Raw genomic sequence first — 21,963 nt, forward strand, 5'->3', positions numbered from 1 at the left:
GAAATCGGCGCGATCATTCGGCTCCATCGCTGTTGGTGGCGTGGAATACGGAATTCGATGTTCCCCAAACCATGGCTGCCCGCCCGCCTGACCGGCGTCGACGGGCAGCACAGCGAAAGGAATCGTCATGAAGAGCCTGATCATCGGCGCCGCTACCGCTTTGGCCTTGATGGCCGCCCCGGCCTTTGCCGCCGACAGCAACTCCATTTCCGGCAGCCCGGCCGCCAAGAGCACCGGTTCGACCACCAACTCCAACCAGGCCAATCCGCCCTGCACCTCCAACAACCAGCTGGGCTGCGGCAGCATGGGCGGTATGGACAGCAGCAACTCGGGCACCACCGGCTCCAGCGGTTCGACGACGGGCAGCGGTTCGATGACCGGCTCCGGCTCATCCAGCTCGACCAACGGCACGGGCGGCAACAGCCTGGGCAACAGCGGCTCGATGGGCACCGGCTCCGACGGCCCGGTCGGCACGCAGCAGCCGTCCGGTTCGATGGGCGGGTCTTCAGGCGCCGGCAGCACGACCCGCTGATCTTAAAGTTCGGCGAATGTGAAGGGCGCGCGGGTTAACCGCGCGCCCATTTCTTTTGTGCAGGATGTCGATGGTCGGATGAATCCCCTCTCCCCAGGAGGGTGAGGGAGGATTCACCCCTCGCGCGACAGCAACGCCACCGGCAGGTCGGCGAACAGCGTCGCGACGGAAACCGCGTCGCCGCCCTCCACCTCCGCCCCGGTCAGGCGATTGCGCCAGCGGGTGCCGCGCGGCAGCGGGATGGCGGTGTTGCCCCAGTCGGGGCTCTCCCCCAACTGCCCGACCAGACGCGGCACCGCCACCACCACCGTGTCGTCGCCGGCGCGGCGGGCATAGGCGACCATATGGTCGGCCCGGTCGCCGGTAGCCTCCAGCGGCAGATACTCGCCGGCACCGAAGATCTCCGGCTTCTCCGCCCGCACCGCCAGGGCCTGCCGGGTCACCGCCAGCTTCACCGCGCCGTCGGTCCAGCGCTCCAGCAGGCCGGCGACGGCGCCGCGCTCCACAACGTCCTCCACCTCCTCCAGCAGCCTGCGGCGGGCGTCGTAATCCACCGGCAGCCGGTTGTCGGGATCGACGAGGCTCAGGTTCCACAGCTCGCAGCCCTGGTAGATGTCGGGCACGCCGGGGCTGGTCAGCTTCAGCAGGGTCTGGGACAGCCCGTTGACCATGCCGATCCGCGCCAGTGCCGCCTGGAAGGGCAGGAAGGCTTCAAGAAAGGCGTTGCGGCGGGTGACGTCGAGGGCATCGTGGATGAAGCTGACGACCGCGCCCTCATACGCCTCGTTGGGTGCGGCCCAGGTCGAATGCAGCTTGGCCTCGCGCATCGATTTGGTCATGGCGCCGACGATGCGCTCGGCGAAGGCGGTCATCGCCGACTGTTCGATCTGCTCGACCGAGGCACCGGTCAGCTCCGCCGGCCAGGCGCCCAGCAGCAGCTGATAGAACAGGTATTCGTCGTTGCGGTCGGGCGGGGCGGTGCCCTCCACGTCGCCGCGGCGGGCGCGCAGAAGCCGGCTCCAGGTCTGGACCTGCCGCTCCCATTCCTCCGGCATCTCCGACAGGGCATAGAGCCGGGCGCGGGTGTCCTCGCCACGCTTGGTGTCGTGGGTGGTGCTGGCCAGCATGTTGCCCGGCCAGTTGCGGGCGCGGTCCTGGTTGGCGCGGTGGAAGGCGGAGACGCTGACGCCGAAATGGTCGGGATGGCCGCCGACCTCGTTCAGCGCTGCCAACCGGTTGTATCGGTAGAAGGCGGTGTCCTCCAGCCCCTTCGCCATCACCGGTCCGCTGTACTGCTGGAAGCGCATGGCGAAGCGGGTGACCTGCCGATGGCTGTAACCGCTCTTGGGTGCGGCCACCAGATCGGTGGTCAGCAGCCGTTGCAGGAAATCATAGACCGAGCCGTCCGGCCCCTGTTGCACCCGCCGCGCCTGGGAGATCGCCCAGTCGATGTCGCGGCGGTCGAGGTCGCGCGGGGCGCCCCCGTCGACATAGGTGCGGTAGACGGGGAAGCGGGCGATGGTCTCCTTCAACGCCTGATGCAGGATGTTGGCGGTGAAGTCGGCGGTGGCGGGGTTGGAGCGGGCGATGCGCGCCGCCTTGCGCGACAGCACGTTCAGTTCGCTCGCCATCTCGCTTTCCATGATGCGGATCTTGCACTGCCGCACCACCTCTTCGAAATCGTCGCGCCGGCCGATGAAGTCGGCATAGAGACGGGTGAAGGCCTCCTCCGCCTTGGGATCGACGAACAGGCCGCCCATCAGGTTGGCATATTCGTAGCCGGTGGTGCCGTCGATCGGCCAATCCTCGCGCAGCCGCTCATGCCGGGCGAGGATCTTCTCCACCACCAGATAGAAGGGCTTGGGCGACGCCTCGACCAGCCGCTCGCAATAACCCTTGGGATCGATCAGCCCGTCGATGTGGTCGATGCGGATGCCGTCGAGCGTGCCGTCCTCCACCATCTTCAGCACCATGCGGTGGGCGACGTCGAACAGCTCCGGCTCGTCCATGCGCAGGCCGGCCAACTCGTTGATGTTGAAGAAGCGGCGATAGTTGATGTCGTCGGCCGCCACCTTGAAATAGGCGACGCGCCAGTTCTGGCCGGCGATCAACTGGTGCAGATGGCCCCAGCTGTCGATCTCCCCCTGATAGCCGCGGAAGACGGATAGCCGCTGGTTGATCGCGTCGGCCACGTCCGGCCGTGTCGCCACCAGCGTCGCCAGTTCCGCCTTCTGAACGCCGGCCCGGGCGATCTGATGGGGCCGGGCGTAGGCAAGATGGGCGAATGCATCGCCGATCCGCTCCAGGTCCGGGTGGTCGCTGCCCAGGATGGTGCCGTAATCCTGCGGCCGCACCGGCAGCTTGTGGGTGCCGTAGGCCCAGACGGCGAAGCTGCCGGTCTCACTGTCGAAGCGCAGTTCCAGCCCGCCCGACACCAGCACCGCGCCATACTGGTCGCCAAGGAAGGGCACTAGAACCTTGCCCTGAAGATAGCGGTAATCGGATTCCCATTCGATGTCGAAATACCCGGCATACGGGCTTTCAGGTCCCCACTCCAGCACATTCAACCACCATTCATTGTCGGAGCCGCCGACACCCATGTGGTTGGGCACGAAGTCCAGAATCTGGCCGAGGTTGTTGCGCTTCAGCGCCTCCACCAGATCGCGGAAGTCGTTCTGGTCGCCGACCTCCGGATTCAGTTCGTTGTGGTTGACGATGTCATAGCCGTGGGTGCTGCCCGGCCGCGCCTTCATGTAGGGGGAGGCGTAGAGATGGCTGACGCCCAGGCGGGCGATATAGTCGGCGATGGCGGCGGTCCGGTCGAAGCCGAAGTCGCCATTCAGTTGGACCCGGTACGTCGCACGAGGGATCGGCTTGCCGGCGGCGGGGGCCATGGGTGTGTGCTCCTCGGAGTATGGAATGGCGGAGTGGGAAAGGGCTTTTGGTGGGGATCAATTGCGGACGGGGGGGGAGGACGGGCGCGCCGCGGCCAGGATGGCGGCGACCGCCGCCGGTTCCGGCGCGTCGGCCAGTTCTTCCAGCGTCATCGACAGCTTGCGGCGCCAGTTGGGATATTGGTCGGTGGTGCCCGGCAGGTTGACCTGATCGCGCTCTCGGGTCAGGTCGTCCAACTGCGCCACCGCCAGCGCCGCATTGGTGCGGGCAAGGAAGGCATGCACCGCATGGTCCAGCGTGTCGTCATAGGGACTGTCGGCACCGAAGCCGGCGGGCAGGGCGATCTCGGCGGCGCGCAGCGCGTCCACCAGGGCGCCGCGGTCTGCCGACCGGCGGACCTGCTGCTTCTCCTCTTCGTCATCCGCCGGGTAGAGGCCCTTCTCGGCCTTCAGCGCGATGTCGTCGCCCTCCCACCAGCCGCGCAGCGTGGCGAGGTCGTGACTGCCGACGGTGGCGAGCGCCAGTTCCGGATACTCGTCCGGTCCCTTGAAGGCGCCGTCCTCGGTCCATTCGAAGAAGACGACGCGGTAGCTCAGCACCGCGGCCTCGGTCATCCGCTCGCGGAAGCCCTCCGGCACGGTGCCCAGATCCTCGCCGACGACGAGGCAGCGCTGGCGCTGGCTTTCCAGCGCCAGGATGCCCAACAGATCCTCCATCGGATAGGCGACATAGGCGCCGTCGCCCGGCGGGTGACCGTCGGGGATCCAGTAGACATGCTGGAGCGCCATCGCATGGTCGATGCGCAGCGCGCCGGCATGCCGCATGTTGGCACGCACCAGATCGATGAAGGGCTGGTAACCGGCATTGCGAAGCGCCCGCGGATGGAAGGGCGGCAGGCCCCAATCCTGGCCGGCCGGATTGAACAGGTCGGGCGGCGCGCCGACATGGGCGGCGTCCACCACCGCCTGCGGCGTCATCCAGGTTTCCGCCCCGCCGGCATCGGCACCTACCGCGAGGTCGCGGTAGAAGCCGATGGTCATTCCCAGTTCGGACGCCCGCTCCGCCGCCGCGCGCAGTTGGTCGTCCGACAGCCATTGCAGCCAGGCGAAATAGGCGACGCGGTCGGACTGCTCCTTGGCGAACTGCTCCACCGCCGGTGCCGCGGCATCGTGGAACTCCGCCGGCCACTGGTGCCAATCGGCCTTGCCCTCGGCCGCGAAGCGCTCGCGCAGAGCCTGGAAGGTGGCGAAGCGCTCCAGCCCGATGCCGCACTCCGTCCGGAAGGCGTCGAAGGCGGCGCGGCGTTCCGGCTTGGCCGAGGTCTGGAAGCTGGCGAACAGCTTTTCCAGGATCGGCAGCTTCAGCCTGGATACCGCCGTGTAATCGACATTGGCGGAGGCACGGGCGGCCTCCAGCGCCTGCCGGAACTCGGGCGAGGCGACCTCCCGGCGCAACTCCGCATCGTCGAGGAACTCCGGCACCGCGGTGACGTCGATGTAGAGCGGGTTCAGGAACAGCCGGCTGGCCGGGGAATAGGGGCTGGCATGCTCGGGATTGTCGAGGAACATGGCATGCAGCGGGTTCAGCCCGACCACCGCCGCCCCGCGCGATGCGGCGATGTCGGCCAGCGTCCGCAAATCGCCGAAATCGCCGATGCCCCAGTCACGGTCGCTGCGCAGGGTGTAGAGCTGCGCCGACAGGCCCCACAGCTTCTCCCCAACCAGCATCGGCGTCGGCAGATGGCAACGGGCCGGCGCCAGGATCAGCCGGGTTTCCGCCACGCCATGCTCCGTCTCGACCCGCAGCGTGTGGTAACCGGCCTTGTCCAACTTGCCCAGCGGCAAGCGCCGCTCGGCATAGCTCACGTCACCGACGGTGATGCAGCGGCAGCGCGGCAGGCTGCCGAAGCCGACGACGCCGCTCTGCGTCTCCCCGCTTTCCAGCGTCAGGGTGTAGCGCAGGGTGCGGGTGCCGTGGGGCAGGGTGACCGGCGCCGTCACCGCCTCGCCCGCGCGGCGCACCACCACCGGCGGCAGGGCGCGGCCGTATTCCTCCTCGTCCAGCCGGTCGAGAAGGGCAAGCGCGGCGGCCTCGTCCCCCGCCTCGACCCCCATGGCCGATAACAGGGCGCGGATGGTCTCCTCGCTGGCCGTCACCGTCTCCCCGGCTGCGTTGTCGAAGGAGCGTTCGATGCCCATGCGGTCGGCCAGCCGGTCCAGCGCCGAGGCCTCCTCCAGCCACAGCACCACCGACCAGGGGCCGAGCGTGTCGCCGGTCAGCCCCTCGCCCTCCGTCCACAGCACGCGCCCCTTGGCCTCGGGGAATCCCGATGCCGGCGTGTCGGCCAGATTGGCGAAGGCATGCAGCCGGCTGCCGTCGCCCAGCTTCCAGCAGACGGTCAGGCCGGTCTTGCCGACGACGCCATGGCTGGAGGCTCCGCCGGGCACGCCGTCCAGCCGCGGCACGATCTCCGTGCGGCGCAGAGCCAGGGCGCGGCGATACCAGTCGAGCCACTGCGCATGGTCCGGTGTCCCGCGGGCGTCCCAATCCAGCTTGGCCGATTCAGCCGTTTCCGGCGCGGTGGGATCGGGGATGCGGGCGCGGGCGTCCGGGTCCTGGAACTCGGGGAACTTGGCGAACTCCTCCGCCCGGCCCTTGCGCACCGCCTCGGCCAGTTCTTCGCCGAAGTCGCAGAAGAAGGGGAAGGGCTTGGCCGATGCCCATTCCTCGCCCATGAACAGCATGGGGATGCCGGGGCCCAGCAGATAGAGGATGGTCGCGGCCCGCACCGCTTCGGCCTTGGCGATGTGGGAGATTCGCTCGCCGAAGGCGCGGTTGCCGATCTGGTCGTGGTTCTGGATGAAGGTGACGAAGGCGGTGGGCGGCAGATGCGCCGACGGCTCCCCGCGCAGCTCGCCGTCGCGGTAGGCCGACGGGTCGCCCTGGAAGGCGAAGCCCTCCGCCAGGGCGCGGCCCCATTTCGCCGGATCGTGGGCGTAGTCGGCGTAATAGCCGCCGTCCTCGCCGGTCGCCGCGCTGTGCAGGCAATGGTGCAGGTCGTCGTTCCACTGGGCGGAGTGCCAGCGCGGGTCGCCCTCGCGGTGGCGGGCCAGGAAGCGCGCCTGGTTGGCGTCGTTCTCCAGCACCAGATGGACGTGGCGCTGGTTCTGGAAATGGCTGTGCACCCGCTCCGCCAGTTCCTCAAGCACATGGCGGTCGCTGTCGTCGATGATGGCATGGACCGCGTCCAGCCGCAGGCCGTCGAGGTGGTATTCCTCCAGCCAATAGAGCGCGTTGTGGATGAAGAAGTCGCGGACCGGCCCGCTGCGCTCGCCATCGACGTTGATCGCCGCTCCCCAGGGTGTCTTGTGGCGGTCGGTGAAGAAGGTGCTGGCGAAGGCGTGGAGGTAGTTCCCCTCCGGACCGAAATGGTTGTAGACGACGTCGAGGAAGACCATCAGCCCGCGGGCATGCGCCTCCTGCACAAGCGTCTTCAGATCCTCCGGCCGGCCATAGGCGCTGTCGGGGGCGAAGGGCAGAACGCCGTCATAACCCCAGTTGCGCGAACCGGGGAAGTCGGCCACCGGCATCAGCTCGATCGCGGTGACGCCCAGCTCGACCAGATCATCCAGCCGCTCGATGGCGGACAGGAAGGTGCCCTCCTCGGTGAAGGTGCCGACATGCAGCTCGTACAGCACCGTCTCGTGCCAGGGCCGGCCGGTCCAGGCCGCATCGGTCCAGGCATGGACACCGGGGTCGATCACTTCCGACAGGCCATGCACGTCATCCGGCTGGTAGCGCGACGCCGGATCCGGCACCGCCAGCCCGTCCGGCAGGACGAAGCGGTATCGGCTGCCTGCCTGCGCCCGCGCGGTGGTCAGGCTGAACCAGCCGTCACCCTGGTCCTCCATCGACACCGGCTGCCCGCCATCGTCGAGCGACAGCAGGACGGACGCCGCCGACGGCGCCCAGATGGAGAAGCGGACGGAGCCGTCGGCCTGCACCTCCGCCCCGAAGGGCATGGAATGGCAGCGGCGGCGCTCGTCCACCGGGGGGATGCGGTCACGGTCGCGGCTGGCGATCTCCGGTCCGGCATCGGCGCGGATGATGGCGGTGACGCCGGCCAGCGGGATCGCCACCCAGCCCGGCCGATTGGCCAGTTCATAGCCGACCTCGTACAGCGCCTTTTCCAGCAGGAACATTTTCAGCAGCGCCGATGCCGCCTGCGGATCCCGCGGGAAGCCGGGGCAGTCGCCGATGGTGTTGCGGTAGCCGTCGAGGAAGGCGGCCGATGCGGCCCCCTCCCACCAGGACAGCCACGCCATGCGGGCATCGCGGGACGGGCCGTCGAGGTCGCCCGGCATCGCCTCGCGCGCCATGGCGGCGGCATAGGCGATGGAGCGCAGCATGCCGGCGACATCGCGAAGGATGCAGTGCTTGGCCCGCCGTTCGGCCAGCGGCCGCATCGGCTCGCCTTCGAAATCGACGATCTGCACGTCGCCGCGCGACACCAGCACCTGCCCCAGGTGATAGTCGCCGTGCAGGCGCATGGCGCTGAGGTCGGCGGTCGCGGGGACCAGCGCGTCGATCTGCGCCATCATCGCCGCTTCGCTGGCGGCAAGCGCTTTGGCCTGGGGCGCGATGGCGGGATCCAGCTTCGAAGCGGCGGCGCGCAGCCGCTCCAGCACCCGCTTCGCCAGGGTGCGGACGCCGCCAGCCCATTCCTTCAGCCGCTCCGCCGTCGCCGGCTCCGGCGTGAAGGCGTCGCCGCCGCCGGGGGTGGCGAGCGCGCGGTGCAGCTCCGCCGTCCGCTGGCCCAGCAGGCGCAGGAAGGCGACGCTGTCGGCATCGGCGGACTGCGAGCCGTCGCCATCCTCGAAGCGGGCGACGCGGTCGTTCAGGTATCCGGTGACATGGCCCCAGGCGTCCTTGGCCTCCGGCACCAGTTCCTGCATCACGCACAGGGTGGTGGAGCCGGAGCTGTTGGCCCGCTCCACCCAGCCCAGCAATGCCGGCGTGTTGGGGAACTGCGCGACCTCGGTCAGGAAGCGGCTGACCTCCAGTTCCGGATGGGTGCCGGGTTCCAGTTTGCGCAGACCCTTGAGGATGGCGAGGTCGCCGACGCGGATTGAGGTGTTGGACTGTTCCGCCGTCATCCGGTGCAGCGGGGCGTCCGCGTCCAGCCTGTCGCCCAGCGCTTCGCAGGCGCGGGTGTGGCCGGCGGTGAGGCCGGGGGACAAGGCCGTTTCGCCCATGTCCAGGTCGCGCTTCAGGATGGCGCCCAGCAGCGCACGGACCACGCCGTCGTCGGCATAGCCGTCGCGCAGGCGGCCGGCGACCGGCAGATCCTCGGTTCCCTTGATCACCGACGAATCCTCGCCCGTGCCGCGGTCGAGGATCAGGGGAAGCTGGTAGAGCTGCGGTTCCCGTCCCGGCGGCTCGACGCGCAGCAGGCAAAGCTGCGCCTGCGACCCTCCGGCGAGCGGCAGGGGCAGGGCATCGACGATGCGCACGACCGGTCGGCCGGCATCCTTGGCAGCGTACCAGCGGCGGGTCAGCAGATGGTCCGGCAGCAGGGAGTCCTGGAGACGCGACAGGATCTCGCCTTCCAGAGGGCTCGCCAGGACATTCGAGTGGACGTGAGGCTGCGGCGCGGTGGGCACGAGGGCTCCTCCCCTGTTGAGCGCTGGGTGGCACGTCGCTCAAACAGAATGGAGGGGCAGCACGGAGGGAGGGAGTACCCGCACCCGCGAAGCCGCTTCCACGAACGACCGCGCCCTTCTCCCGAAAGAGTGGTCAGACAGTCCGCGGGTGGTGCGGCAGATGGGCGAGGCGGCCGATCCGCTCGGCCACTTGCAGAGCCTCGACGACGTCGTCGAGCCGCCCGTCGCGCATCAGGTTGTGCGCGTGGGTGTTCAGCGCGGCGACGACGGCCCGCTCATCGGACACCCCGCGCGCCGGCTGACCGTCCGGGTCGAGCACGGTGGCGCCCAGCGCCGCCATCGCCTCCGCGGTCAGGTTCACGGCCTCGGACAGGGCCTCTTCGTCGTCTTCCGCTGCGGTCAGGATCGGTTCCAGAAGCTCCGCAAGGAGACGGGGGGTCATGGTGCTAATCCTCGGTGACATTCTCAGGCCGTCCCCATCGACGTCGATGCTGCATGTTCTCTCGATACAACAGCCGGAACGAAGGAAAGGTCCGTCCCGCCGCTCCACCCGCAGCGGCTATCGCGCGGGTGGAGACGGCACATGGGAACCGAGTGCGGAGCCGGCAAGCACGGGCCGCCGTCAACTGCCCCAATGGGAGAGGGGCAGGGCGGCCGGACGCCCCGTCAGATCGGGGAAACCGAGAACCAATTGGCCGAGACCTGGGACCGGCTGAGGCCGTCGAGCGAGAGCGTGAAGGTGTTGTTGGCGTAACTCGCCAACGGCAACCCCAGCTCGGTGGTGGTGAAGCTGGCCTGCACCCCCTGTCCGTCGGTGCGGTCGTTGAAGCGGGCCATCACGTCGGAGAGGCTGAGCGAGGTGTGACGGAAGCTCAGCACATCGGCGCCCGGCTGGAAATCCATGACCGTCGTCACTCCGGCACCGTTCCAGGAGATGGAGGAATAGCCGTCGCTGGGACTGGGGTTCGAGGTCCAGGCATTCGGGTCCTGCCAAAGCACGTTCGGGGCGGAGCCGAGATCGACGAGGAAGGTGTCGGCACCGGCGCCACCGGTCAGGCGGTCGTCGCCGGACCAGGCGACCAGCGTGTCGTCGCCATCGCCGCCGATCAGCGTGTCGCTGCCCGACTGAAGATAGGACCAGACGCGGGCGCTGGTTGTGGCAGCCGCCAGCAGATAGTCGTTGCCGGCGCCGCCCTCCACGATCGCCCCCCCGCCTCTGCCGTAGCCGCCGTTCAGCGTGTCGTTGCCGTCGCCGCCCAGGACGCGGAGAGGGGTGTTGGTCCTGCCGGCACCGATCCAATCGTCTCCGGCGCTGCCGGTGATGGTCAGCATCGGCGCTGAGACGTCGACTTGGACAGTCACTCGCAGCCGCTCGACATTGGCGGGCATGGAGTAGCTGAAATAGCCGCTGATGCTGTCCTCCATCAGAACGACCTCATCGATGCCGGCATCGGCACCTTCGGTCACCAGCACGCCGGAGGAATGGACGATGTAGGTGTCGTTGCCGCTTCCGCCATTCAGCGTGTCGTTCTGCGCGCCATACAACGTGTCGTTTCCGGTTTCACCGAACAGCACGTCGTCGTAGTCGCTGTAGCCGCCCATCATCGTGCCGGCGACGATGCCGTACACGTCCGTGCCGTCCAGGATATCGTCGCCGGAACCGCCGTTCAGAATCCGAACATGGCCGGGCGCGCTGTCGAAGGCGATCCAATGGTCGTTGCCGGCAAGGGCGGCCATGTCGTTCGGCATCCGGCCCTCCCGCTTGCCGAAAACGTCGTAGTGGACGCGGGCGGTCATCCGGCCGGCATCCACCGCATCGCGGACATCCGGATAGGCCTGGAGATACCACGCCTCGTCGAAATTCCCCGATGGGGCAGGGGGAAGCGGCGGGGTCGGCTGGGCGTAAAAGGCCACCCCTTCATAGCGATAGCTCGGCAGGGTCGCCATCACCCCATCCCGTTCGCTCTCCGACGCGGTGAAGAAATGGTTGCCGGTGGCCGTGTCCAGGAACCGGTAGACCGCCTGGGAGAACTGATAGTCCTGGGTTTCGGAAACAAGGAACGCCTGCGAATCCTCCAGGCGGAAATTGTCCGACATGTTCTGGATGATGTAATCCCGCTCGATGACGCTCGCGGTATAGAAATGCTCCCCCGTGTCCAGCCTGATGAAGCGGGCCACCGACACCGGGGTGCTGGCGCCGCCGCCCTGCAGGAAGGCGACGCCTTCATACGTCATGTCGGCTCTTGCGGCGATGATGCCGTCCCGTTCGGCCGTGCTCTCCGTATAGAAATGCTCTCCCGTCCTGCGGTTGAAGAAGCGGAAGGCTTTGGAGGATACAACGCCCATCTCAGTGGCCGCCATATGGTTAATTTACTACAGATAACCTACCCCAGTAACCATTCGGCGACAATGGCTATTTGCTTCGCGATCTCGGCAGAAAATTGCGGTTCCCCCTTTTGAGGCCTGACAGGAGTTAGCTCACTCCGCTGGGATGGGAGCGTTGAGGGAACGCTCGACGAACTGGTAAACGACCACATCGGGCTTGTGCGCCTCGATCAGCGGCTTGTCAAAGCGCAGCCCCTTGTGCTCGGTGATCACCGCCTCGCGGAAGGTCTCGGCGATGTAAGGGATCATCGAGATGGTGAAGGAGTCCCGGAACCATACCACCGTCGGCGCGGTCGGCCGGTCGGCACGCAGAATGTTCTGGACGATGCCGTTCGGCATCGAGGCGTCGGCACTGCGAAGTCTGGGCGGCCCCAGCAGTTCGTAACGCACTTCCTCTTCCTGATAAACCGCCGCCAGTCCCAGCATGCGGGCGAGGTCGAGGTCGGCGCCCTGGCGCATGGCGCGAACCTGCTTCATGTCGGCCGGGGTCAGCGGCGTGAAATCCGGACGGACCGTCTTCACCCACTCCATGATCCGCTGATAGCCGATGGCGAAGGCGGCATCGACCGTCCAATGCGTGTCGGCCTGGTGGTAGACCTTCATGTCCTTCTTGGCGGCGACGAGGTCCGCGGTCATGTCCTTGAACACCAGCGGCGAGCGCCGCTCCGCCAGCCGCCGGACGATCTGGTCCATCCGGCTTTCCGGATTCACCAGGGTGGCCCAGGCCGGCAGTTCCTCGCGGTAGACGCGCTCCTTGTTGGGGATGGCGACCATCAGCATGGGGATGCCGCGCTCCGCCAGCCAGGCCTGCCGCCGTTCCATGACATCGATCCAGCGGTCCAACTCCTCCGGCGAGAAGCGGTCGATGCCACGCGTCTGCTCGAGCGTATGTTCGCCCGTGTAGAACAGCCAACCGTTCCGGCCGAGCACGACCAGCGGCGAGGTGCTCTGTCCGAATACCTTCACCCGGATCAGGTTGTTGGCGAGAACGAGATCGTTGCGGAAGCCGAAATGGTCCTTCAGCCACGCCTCGAAACGCTGCGGCAGGACGGAAAACTCCTCGACGGTGCCGGGCAAGCCGGGCAGTTCAGCCGGCGCCCGCATCTCGGTCGCCGTCACGCCCGTTCCCACCGACACCATCTGGCCGATCATGGGAAGCAGGAGGAGCGCCAGAAAGAGGCCGATGCACAGCTTCTGCAAAAGCGTGCTGTGCACGATCCCGAGAGTCACCGATCGCATGGTCAGAACCGGAAGTAGATGAACGGGTTGTAGGTGCCGGCAGCAAGGCTCATGACGGCCAGCGCGAACAGGCCGAGCAGACCGGCCAGGTACAGCGCCTCGCCCGTGCCGACCAGGATGCGGCCGCCGGCCGCGCTCCGCGCCGCGTCCAGCCCGGCCCGCACCAGCCGGCCGAGCACCGGTGTCGCCGCGACCATGCCGATGACCAGCGCGGTGGCGGTCTCCGGTGTCAGAAACTGGAGGACGTGCGGCGCCAGAGGACTTGGCTGGCCGGCTCCGCCCATGGCCTTCAGGAAGGTCCAGGCATGCCCCAGCGTGTCGGCGCGGAAGAACACCCAGCCGATCATCACCACCAGCAGCGTGTAGACGTGGCGGACCGCAGGCACCGACCGGTCGAGCAGCCGCGCGATGCCCAGCCGCTCGAACACCAGGAAGGCGCCGTGCCACAGCCCCCAGACCACGAAGGTCCAGTTGGCGCCATGCCAGAGGCCGCACAGGAGGAAGACGACGAGCAGGTTCCGGTAGGTGACCAGCGGGCCGGCGCGGTTGCCGCCCAACGGAATGTAGAGATAGTCACGGAACCACATCGACAGCGAGATGTGCCAGCGGCGCCAGAACTCGGTGATCGACTGCGCGATGTAGGGATAGTTGAAGTTCAGCGGGAAGTGGAAGCCGATCATCAGCCCCAGCCCGATGGCCATGGTCGAATAGCCGCAGAAATCGAAGAAGATCTGCAATGTGTAGCAGAGGATGCCCAGCCAGGCGACCGGCAGACTCAGCCCCGTCGGGTCGAGCGCGAAGATCTGGTCCGCCGCCACCGCCACCGTGTTGGCGATCAGCACCTTCTGCGCAAGGCCGATCACGAAGATCTGGATGCCCTCGGCGAACAGCCCCGCGTTGACCCGGCGATTGTGGATCTCGTCCCGGATGTCGTGGAAGCGGATGATCGGCCCGGCCACGAGCTGAGGGAACATGGTGATGTAGACGGCAACGTAGATCAGGCTGCGCTCCACCGGAACCTGCCGGCGGTAGACATCGATCAGGTAGGACAGCGCATGGAAGGTGAAGAACGAAATGCCGAGCGGCAGATGCACCTGCGGCGGGCCGGACAGCAGGTCGGGCGCCACCGCGGCCACCATCTCGTAAAAGAAGCCCAGGTATTTGAAATAAACGAGGATGCCCAGGTTGACGACCACACCGGCGCCCAGGGCGAGTTTGCGGCCCCCTCCCTCTCGCCCGGCGATCCACAATCCGAAGGCGTAATTGATGAGGATCGACAGCAGCATGACGTAGGTGTAGATCACCTCGCCATACGCATAGAAAATCAAGCTAAAGAAAAGAAGAGTTGCGTGCTTGAACGGCAACAAGTAATAGCAAAAAAGAAATATAGGCAAAAAATAAAAAATGAACAAAATAGAACTGAAAACCATAGTTCACCTAAATTCCATATTTACCGTGCGCTTGTGGTTCCGGAACTGCCGGAGGACAAGCGCCTCGGTCCAGAACGACACAGGGCACAACCCGAACCAGGTACGTATCCGGAACCGCCAGGAAGCCTGCTTCTTTATCGCGGCAAGCCGCAGTAGCTCGCTGGTGCCGCAAGCGTCCGGACCGCGCTGATGGTGAAAAAATGCTCACCCGTCATACGGTTGAAAACGCCGAACGGTCTGGGAAACACGTGGTCTTGCGCCATAGCCATAGCCGCGGGAAGGTTGGTCGACGGCAGGCAAATTGGCGCAACATCACTTCTATAGCAAACCTCTTTTGTTACCCCTTATGGGATATAAGATGTCGTACCGCCTTCAATCAAGGAAATCGTCCCGGCTCAGCCCGTAACGCTTCAACTTGTCGTAGAAGGTCTTGCGGGGGATGTTCAGCGCTTCGATGGCGGCCTTCACGCTGCCACGATGACGGGCGAGTTCGGACTGGATCAGCCCCTTTTCGAACAGATCCACCTGCTCGGCCAACGACAGGGTGGACGGTGCCGACACCGGCACCGGTGCCACGTCCTCCAGCCCGAGAACGAAGCGGTCGGCGGCGTTGCGCAGCTCGCGGACATTGCCCGGCCAGTCCTGGCTCGTCAGCCGTTGCATCTGCTCGCGAGTCGGCACGCGCGGTTCGCGGTTGTACCGTGTGGCGGCCTGGGCGACGAAATGCTGGAACAGCAGCGGGATGTCGTCGCGCCGCTCCCGCAGTGGCGGGATGGTCAGCACCACCACGTTCAGCCGGTAATAGAGGTCGGCTCGGAACGTCCCGGCATCCGCCGCTTGCCGCAGGTCCGCCTTGGTGGCGGCGACGACCCGCAGGTCGACCGGCACTTGCTCGTTAGAGCCCAGCGGCTCGACCACCCGCTCCTGGATCACCCGCAGCAGCTTGACCTGCAGCGACAGCGGCATGCTTTCGATCTCGTCCAGGAACAAAGTACCGCCGCTCGCATGCTCGATCCGGCCGACGCGCCGCTTGGCGGCGCCGGTGAAGGCGCCGGCCTCATGTCCGAACAACTCGCTTTCGAAGATCGATTCCGGCATGGCGCCGCAATTCAGCGCGACGAAAGGGTTCTTGCGCCGTCCGCTCGCCTCGTGAAGCGCGCGGGCCACCATCTCCTTGCCGGTTCCGGTCTCGCCGAACACCAGCACGTCGGCATCGGTATCGGCGACCGCGGATATTGTGGTGCGCAGCCTCTCGATGCCGGGGGCGCGGCCGACGATGGTTCCGGCGGGATCGGCACCGCCGGCGATCTGCGCCCGCAGCCGGCGGTTCTCCATCACCAGCCGGCGCTTTTCCACCGCGCGGCGGGCGATCTCGGTCAGGCGGTCGGACGGGAAGGGCTTTTCCAGGAAATCATAGGCGCCGTTGCGCATCGCCTCGACAGCCATCGGCACGTCGCCATGCCCGGTGATCAGTATGACCGGCAGGTCGGGATCAATCTCCTGCACCCGCGCCAGCAACGCCAGCCCGTCCATCTGCGGCATCCGCACATCGGTGACCAGGCAGCCCGGCCAGTCGCGGCCGAGATGGCGCAGCGCCCGCTCCGCCCCGTCGCAGGCGGTCACGTCGAACCCTGCCAATTCGAGCGCCTGCTGCCCGGCCAGCCTCACCGCACGCTCGTCGTCGACGAACAGGACGCTGCCGGCGTTCTCTGGGACGGCCTTATCTGAAAAGGTCTGGGTCATGCCGGGTGTTCCGTCGTCTTGAGCCGCAGAGTGAAGACGGCTCCCTGGCCGGGCTTGCCGTTACGGTTGGCGGCGGTCAGGCTGCCGCCGAAATCCTCGACGATGCCGTGGCTGATCGACAACCCCAGGCCCAGCCCCTCGCTGGCCTCCTTGGTGGTGAAGAAGGGGACGAACAGCCGCGGCAGGTCGGCCTCGGCGATGCCGCTGCCGGTGTCGGTGACGCTCAACAGCGCTTCCCCGTCCGCCGTGACCAGCCCGATGCGCAGACGGCGCACCGGACAGCCGCGCATGGCATCCGACGCATTGCCGATCAGGTTGACCAGCACCTGCTGCAACCGCACGTCCTCGCCCATCACCAAAACCGGCCGATCGGGCAGGTCGACCTCGACCGTGACATCGTCCCGCCGCAGCTTGGATTCCAGAAGCGCCAGGGCTTGTCCGACCGCGGCATGGACCGACACCGGCCCCAGCGTGCCGGAGGCGCGGCGTGCGAACCCCTTCAACTGGCGGGTGATGGCCGCCATGCGGTCGGTCAACGCCGCGATTTCGGCCAGATTGCCGCGCACCGCGTCAATACGTCCGCGCTCCAGCAGGACCACTGCATTGTCGGCGAAGCTGCGCATGGCGGCCAGCGGCTGGTTGATCTCATGCGCGATGCCCGCCGACATCTGGCCCAATGCCGCCAGCTTTACTGCCTGGGTCAATTCGTTTTCCGCCGCGCGCAGATCGGCGGTGGCGGCGGCGACCCGACGTTCCAGCTCCGCCCGCGATTCCTCCTGCAGGGCGATGCGCTCGACCAGGGCAACCCGGCGCAGTGCCACGGCATAGGCGGTGAGCGCGGCCATCGCCACCACTGCCGCGGCGAGCAGCCCGGCGACCCAGGCGCGGCCCGTCACCGGATCCAAGCTGGTCAGGCTGTGGAGCGTCCAATCTCCGCCGGGCATGGCCACCGACGACAGGAGATAATGGCGGAGCCCGCCCTTCTCCTCCAGCGCGATGCGGTCGGACGCGCCGCCGAAGACCCAAGGCAGCACGTCCAGCCCCTCGCTGGTGCCCTGCGGGATGATCGGCAGGCTGATCGGCAACCGGCGGGGCAGGGCGTGATACCGCCAGGACGGCATGTTGGTGATGAAGACCACCCCGTCGCGGTCGGTCACCAGCAGCTTTTCCTGCCCCGGAGCCCAGGCCCGTTCCAGCCTGTCGAAGCCCAGTTTCAGCACCACCGCGCCCACTGTGCGGTTTTCCGCCACCACCCGGTTGGCGGTGTAGTAGCCCGGCACCAGCGAGGTGGTGCCCCGCGCGAAATGGTGGCCCTCCCCCTGGTCGATCGCCATGCGGAAATAGGGTCGGTAGGAGAAATTCTCGCCCACGAAGCTGGCGGCGTCGTTCCAGTTGCTGGCGGCCACAGTCGTGCCCTTGGCGTCCATCACATAGAGCGCCAGCGCGTCCAGCGCCCGCGCGATGTCCTCCAGCTTGCGGTTCAGCCGGTCCATCGCCGCCGGCGACGGATAGGCCAGCAGGGCGCGGACCTCGGCATCCTGGGCCAGCGCCAGGGGAACGGCGGCATGCCGCTCCAACTCCGCCCGGAGATTGGCGTTGTAGAGTGTCAGCTGCGCCCGCGCACTGTCCCGCAAATCGTCCTGCGCCAGCGACGACGCCCAGCCGGCCGCCAGAGCCGCCGCCACCGGCACGCCCAGCAGCAGCGCCGCCATCAGCAGCCGGCGCGGCCGTTCCAGCGCCCGTGCCACCATCTGCGCCGCACGGGACGGCGGGGCGGGTGCCGGTGGAGCGGCGGAATGGCCGGTGGAATCTGTCGCCGGGTCGTTCGGATGGCTAAGCAACGGCGTCTTTCGTCATGCTGCGCCGCAACAAAGATGCCGCAGCGCTGTGAAGTGTGCGGATTTTCGCACATCGGAATGGCCCGTGTCGTGCGGATTCTCGCCCTCCGCCATTCGCCAAATGCTTGATGTTGCTGGATTCAGCAATTGGCCCACCGCTTGCTTTCACTGGCAATCAGTTGGGGGCCGCCCGCCCAGCCGGCGCCAAAGCCGGACGAAAGAACGGGCTCCCCGCCAGGAACGCCGTTCTGAGGAACGCCACGAGGAGAGTAGCATGAGCGCAGAAGCGACCGCCGGCCGGCCGGGCACGGCGAAGAAGCCCTTCTACACCAACCTGACCTTCCAGGTTCTGACCGCCATCACCATCGGCATCCTGCTGGGCCATTTCTATCCGTCCATCGCGGTGCAGATGAAGCCGCTGGGCGACCTGTTCATCAAGATGGTCAAGATGGTGATCGGTCCGATCGTCTTCCTGACGGTGGTGACCGGCATCTCCTCGATCGGCAACCTGAAGAAGGTCGGCAAGGTCGGCGGCAAGGCGCTGCTGTATTTCGAGGTCGTGACCACCTTCGCGCTCGGCATCGGCCTGCTGGTCGTCAACCTCGTGCGTCCGGGCGCCGGCATGAACATCGTTCCCGGCCAGTTGCAGGCCGATTCGGTGCAGAAATACGCCACGACCGCCAAGGAGCACGGCTTCATCGACTTCGTCGTCGGCATCGTGCCCGACAACGTCGTCGGCGCCTTCGTCCAGGGCGATATGCTGCAGATCCTGTTCTTCGCCGTGGTGTTCGGCGTCGCGCTGTCCGCCATGGGCCAGAAGGGCAAGGTGGTCGAGGACATCTTCGACAAGATCGGCCACGCCCTGTTCGGCGTGATCGGCATCCTGATGCGCGTCGCGCCGGTCGGTGCCTTCGGCGCCATGTCCTTCACCATCGGCAAGTACGGCATCTCCTCGCTGACCGCGCTGGGCCAGCTGATGGCATCGGTCTACATCACGATGGCGATCTTCGTCTTCGTCGTGCTGGGCGGCATCGCAAAGGCCTATGGCTTCAGCATCTGGAACTTCATCCGCTACATCCGCCAGGAACTGCTGATCGTGCTCGGCACCTCCTCCTCGGAGTCCGTTCTGCCGCGCATGATGGAGAAGATGCAGAAGTTCGGCTGCTCCAAGCATGTCGTCGGCCTCGTCATTCCCACCGGCTACTCCTTCAACCTCGACGGCACCTCCATCTACCTGTCGATGGCCGCCATCTTCATCGCCCAGGCCTTCAACGTCGACCTGACGATCTGGCAGCAGCTCTACATCCTGGTCATCCTGATGCTGACCTCGAAGGGTGCGGCGGCGGTGACCGGCGGCGGCTTCGTGACGCTGGCCGCCACCCTGTCGGCAACCGGCGTCCTGCCGATCGAAGGTCTGGCCCTGCTGCTGGGCGTCGACCGCTTCATGTCGGAAGCCCGCGCCCTGACCAACCTGGTCGGCAACGGCGTCGCCACCGTCGTCGTCGCCAAGATGGAAGGCGAGTTCGACGAGACCAAGGCGGTCGCCGAGTACCAGCAGCACTTCAAGGAGCCGGCGCTGGCCCGCCTCTGACGATACGCAAAAGACACGCGTCACGCATGCGGTGCGGGATTTGGAAATTCCAAAGATGATCCATCCGGCCCGTCCGCGGATCCTGTAAGGTAAGGGGGACGGTTCGATTTGGTTCGAATCGTCCCCTCACCGTTTGCGGGCGATGGTTGGCGCATCAGTCCGAATGGGCTATAACCGTCAATCAGGTGACGCGAATGCAAAGAATTAACTGAAATCTCGTTAACCGGAGGAAGAGACCCGATGTCCGGCGATTTTGAGGCGATGGCGCTTGAGTATCACCGCAACCCGCGGCCCGGTAAGCTGGCGATCGTCGCGACCAAGCCCATGGCCAACCAGCGCGATCTGGCGCTGGCTTATTCGCCGGGCGTGGCCCATGCCTGCACCGCCATCGCCGAGGACCAGTCGAAGGCGGCGGAGCTGACTTCGCGCGCCAATCTGGTCGCGGTGGTCACCAACGGCACCGCCGTGCTGGGCCTGGGCCACATCGGTCCCTATGCCGCCAAGCCGGTGATGGAAGGCAAGGCCGTCCTCTTCAAGAAGTTCGCGGGCATCGACTGCTTCGACATCGAGCTGAACGAGTTGGACGTCGATGCGCTGGTCGACACCATCGTCCGTCTGGAGCCGACCTTCGGCGCCATCAACCTGGAAGACATCGCCGCCCCCGCCTGTTTCGAGATCGAGCGCCGCTGCCGCGAGCGCATGAAGATCCCGGTGTTCCACGACGACCAGCACGGCACCGCCATCGTGGTGGGCGCCGCCGTGCTGAACGGTCTGGCGCTGGTCGGCAAGGACATCTCCAAGGTCAAGGTGGTCTCGACCGGTGGCGGCGCTGCCGGCATCGCCTGCCTCGACCTGATGCTGTCTCTCGGCGTGCGGCGCGAGAATGTCTGGCTGGTCGACCGCATCGGCGTGGTCCACAAGGGCCGCAACGAGGAGATGAACGAGTACAAGGAAGCCTACGCGCACGATACCGAAGCGCGCACGCTGGCCGACGTCATCGACGGCGCCGACATCTTCCTCGGCCTGTCGGGCGCCAAGGTGCTGAAGCCGGAACTGCTGTCCCGGATGGCCGACAAGCCGCTGATCCTGGCGCTCGCCAACCCGGAGCCGGAGATCATGCCCGATCTGGCCCGCCAAGCCCGCCCGGACGCCATCATCGCCACCGGCCGCTCCGACTTCCCCAATCAGGTCAACAACGTCCTCTGCTTCCCCTTCATCTTCCGCGGTGCGCTGGACGTCGGCGCCACCACGGTGAACGAGGAGATGAAGATCGCGGCGACCCACGCCATGGCCAATCTCGCCCGCGCCGAACCGTCGGACGTGGTGGCGGCGGCCTATGTCGGTGAATCGCTGCGCTTCGGCCCGGACTACATCCTGCCCAAGCCCTTCGATCCGCGCCTGATCGTGGAGGTGTCGTCGGCCGTCGCCAGGGCCGCCATGGAATCCGGCGTCGCCACCCGGCCGATTCCCGATTTCCGCGCCTATCGCGACCAGCTGAACCAGTATGTCATCCGCTCCGGCCTGTTCATGAAGCCGGTCATCACCAAGGCCAAGACCGCGCCCAAGCGCGTCGTCTATGCCGAGGGCGAGGATCCGCGCGTCATCCGCTGCGCCCAGGTGGTGGTGGACGACGGCATCGCCCAGCCGGTGCTGATCGGCCGCCGCGAGGTGATCGAGCGTGTCATTTCCGAGATGGGCCTGCGCCTGAAGATCGGCCAGGACGTCGAGGTCATCGAGATCATCCGCGACCCGCGCTATCACAACTTCACCGAACATTACCGCAAGCTGATGGGCCGTCGCGGCGTGTCCCCCAGCCATGCCGCCAACGTGGTGCGCACCCAGCCGACCGTCTTTGGCGCGCTGATGGTCCGCCGCGGCGAGGCCGACGCGCTGGTCTGCGGCACCACCGGCCGCTTCAACGAGCATTGGGCGCACATCTGCGGCCTGATCGGCCTGCGCGACGGCGTGAAGGTCGCTGCGACGATGAACGCGCTGATCTCGCAGAAGGGCGTCCACTTCATCACCGACACCTACGTCAACCCTGACCCGACCGCCGAGCAGGTGGCCGAGATCGCCCGGCTGGCGGCGGACGAGGTAAAGCGCTTCGGCATCGAGCCGAAAGTGGCGCTGCTGTCCCACTCCAACTTCGGCAGCGCCGACACGCCGTCGGCCCGCAAGATGCGCGCCGCGGTGGAACTGGCCTGGGAACAGATGCCGGACGTGGAGATCGACGGCGAGATGCACGCCGACGCCGCCCTCGCCCCCGCCATCCGCAAGGAGTTGCTGCCCGACAGCCCCCTTAAGGGCGAGGCGAACCTGCTGGTGATGCCGACGCTGGACGCCGCCAATATCGCCTTCAACATGATGAAGATCCTGGGCGAGGCGCAGAATGTCGGCCCGATCCTGCTGGGCGTCCAGCGGCCGGTCCACATCGTCACCCCGTCGGTCACCACCCGTGGTCTGGTCAACATGACCGCCGTCGCCGTGGTCGACGCCCAGCTCGCCGACCCGGTCAACGCCGCCCCGACGCCGCCGGTGGGCGTGGGGGCGTAAGAAGGGGTTTTTGCCCCCACCCTAAACCTCCCCCGCTCTCGGCCGGCTGAAGTCCGGTACGATCGCGGGGGAGGGAACTCCGCTGCATCGGCAC

12 protein-coding genes are annotated in these 21,963 nt (G+C 66.9%); 4 read left to right on the plus strand and 8 right to left on the minus strand.

The window, feature by feature from the left end; all coding sequences use genetic code 11:
• Positions 1–127 precede the first annotated feature (127 nt).
• On the plus strand, positions 128–532 hold the full coding sequence (locus J2Y49_RS20735) for a hypothetical protein (RefSeq protein ID WP_310116842.1): 405 nt from the start codon (positions 128–130) through the stop codon (positions 530–532).
• Between the two features lie 113 nt (positions 533–645).
• Here the strand turns inward: J2Y49_RS20735 and treY are convergent, their stop codons facing one another.
• The 6 genes from treY to J2Y49_RS20765 form a co-directional block, all read right to left on the minus strand.
• A complete protein-coding gene (gene treY / locus J2Y49_RS20740; RefSeq protein WP_310116843.1) occupies positions 646–3,426 on the minus strand; it encodes a malto-oligosyltrehalose synthase in 2,781 nt (926 codons plus the stop codon).
• A gap of 57 nt (positions 3,427–3,483) precedes the next feature.
• Positions 3,484–9,090: a malto-oligosyltrehalose trehalohydrolase gene (gene treZ, locus J2Y49_RS20745; protein WP_310116844.1), complete on the minus strand. Its 5,607-nt coding sequence runs from the start codon at positions 9,088–9,090 to the stop codon at positions 3,484–3,486.
• A gap of 133 nt (positions 9,091–9,223) precedes the next feature.
• Positions 9,224–9,532, minus strand: a complete 309-nt coding sequence (locus J2Y49_RS20750) for a hypothetical protein (protein ID WP_109086367.1) — start codon at positions 9,530–9,532, stop codon at positions 9,224–9,226.
• A gap of 224 nt (positions 9,533–9,756) precedes the next feature.
• On the minus strand, positions 9,757–11,436 hold the full coding sequence (locus J2Y49_RS20755) for a hypothetical protein (RefSeq protein WP_310116845.1): 1,680 nt from the start codon (positions 11,434–11,436) through the stop codon (positions 9,757–9,759).
• 132 nt (positions 11,437–11,568) lie between these two features.
• Positions 11,569–12,714: an alginate O-acetyltransferase AlgX-related protein gene (locus J2Y49_RS20760; protein WP_310116846.1), complete on the minus strand. Its 1,146-nt coding sequence runs from the start codon at positions 12,712–12,714 to the stop codon at positions 11,569–11,571.
• A gap of 2 nt (positions 12,715–12,716) precedes the next feature.
• Positions 12,717–14,042, minus strand: coding sequence for an MBOAT family protein (locus tag J2Y49_RS20765; protein WP_310116847.1), 1,326 nt, complete (start codon positions 14,040–14,042; stop codon positions 12,717–12,719).
• 21 nt (positions 14,043–14,063) lie between these two features.
• Here J2Y49_RS20765 and J2Y49_RS20770 point away from each other — a divergent pair, with 21 nt between their 5' ends.
• The gene (locus tag J2Y49_RS20770; protein ID WP_310116848.1) at positions 14,064–14,300 is read left to right on the plus strand and encodes a hypothetical protein; all 237 of its coding nucleotides are present in this window, start codon (positions 14,064–14,066) and stop codon (positions 14,298–14,300) included.
• A gap of 216 nt (positions 14,301–14,516) precedes the next feature.
• On the opposite strand, the gene J2Y49_RS20775 is transcribed toward J2Y49_RS20770, so the two are convergent.
• Positions 14,517–15,887 (minus strand): sigma-54 dependent transcriptional regulator, encoded by a 1,371-nt coding sequence (locus tag J2Y49_RS20775; protein WP_310116849.1) that lies wholly within the window; start codon positions 15,885–15,887, stop codon positions 14,517–14,519.
• Entirely contained in the window at positions 15,884–17,728 is a 1,845-nt protein-coding gene (locus J2Y49_RS20780; protein ID WP_310116850.1) for an ATP-binding protein, read from the minus strand. The genes J2Y49_RS20775 and J2Y49_RS20780 overlap by 4 nt, the downstream gene beginning before the upstream one ends.
• 271 nt (positions 17,729–17,999) lie before the next feature.
• On the opposite strand from J2Y49_RS20780, the gene J2Y49_RS20785 reads away from it, so the two are divergent.
• Together J2Y49_RS20785 and J2Y49_RS20790 are read left to right on the plus strand one after the other, a co-directional pair.
• On the plus strand, positions 18,000–19,316 hold the full coding sequence (locus J2Y49_RS20785; RefSeq protein ID WP_310116851.1) for a dicarboxylate/amino acid:cation symporter: 1,317 nt from the start codon (positions 18,000–18,002) through the stop codon (positions 19,314–19,316).
• 240 nt (positions 19,317–19,556) lie between these two features.
• A complete protein-coding gene (locus J2Y49_RS20790) occupies positions 19,557–21,869 on the plus strand; it encodes an NADP-dependent malic enzyme (protein ID WP_310116852.1) in 2,313 nt (770 codons plus the stop codon).
• The last annotated feature ends 94 nt before the right edge of the window (positions 21,870–21,963 follow it).

Source organism: Azospirillum sp. BE72 (assembly GCF_031455875.1).
Taxonomy (GTDB): domain Bacteria; phylum Pseudomonadota; class Alphaproteobacteria; order Azospirillales; family Azospirillaceae; genus Azospirillum.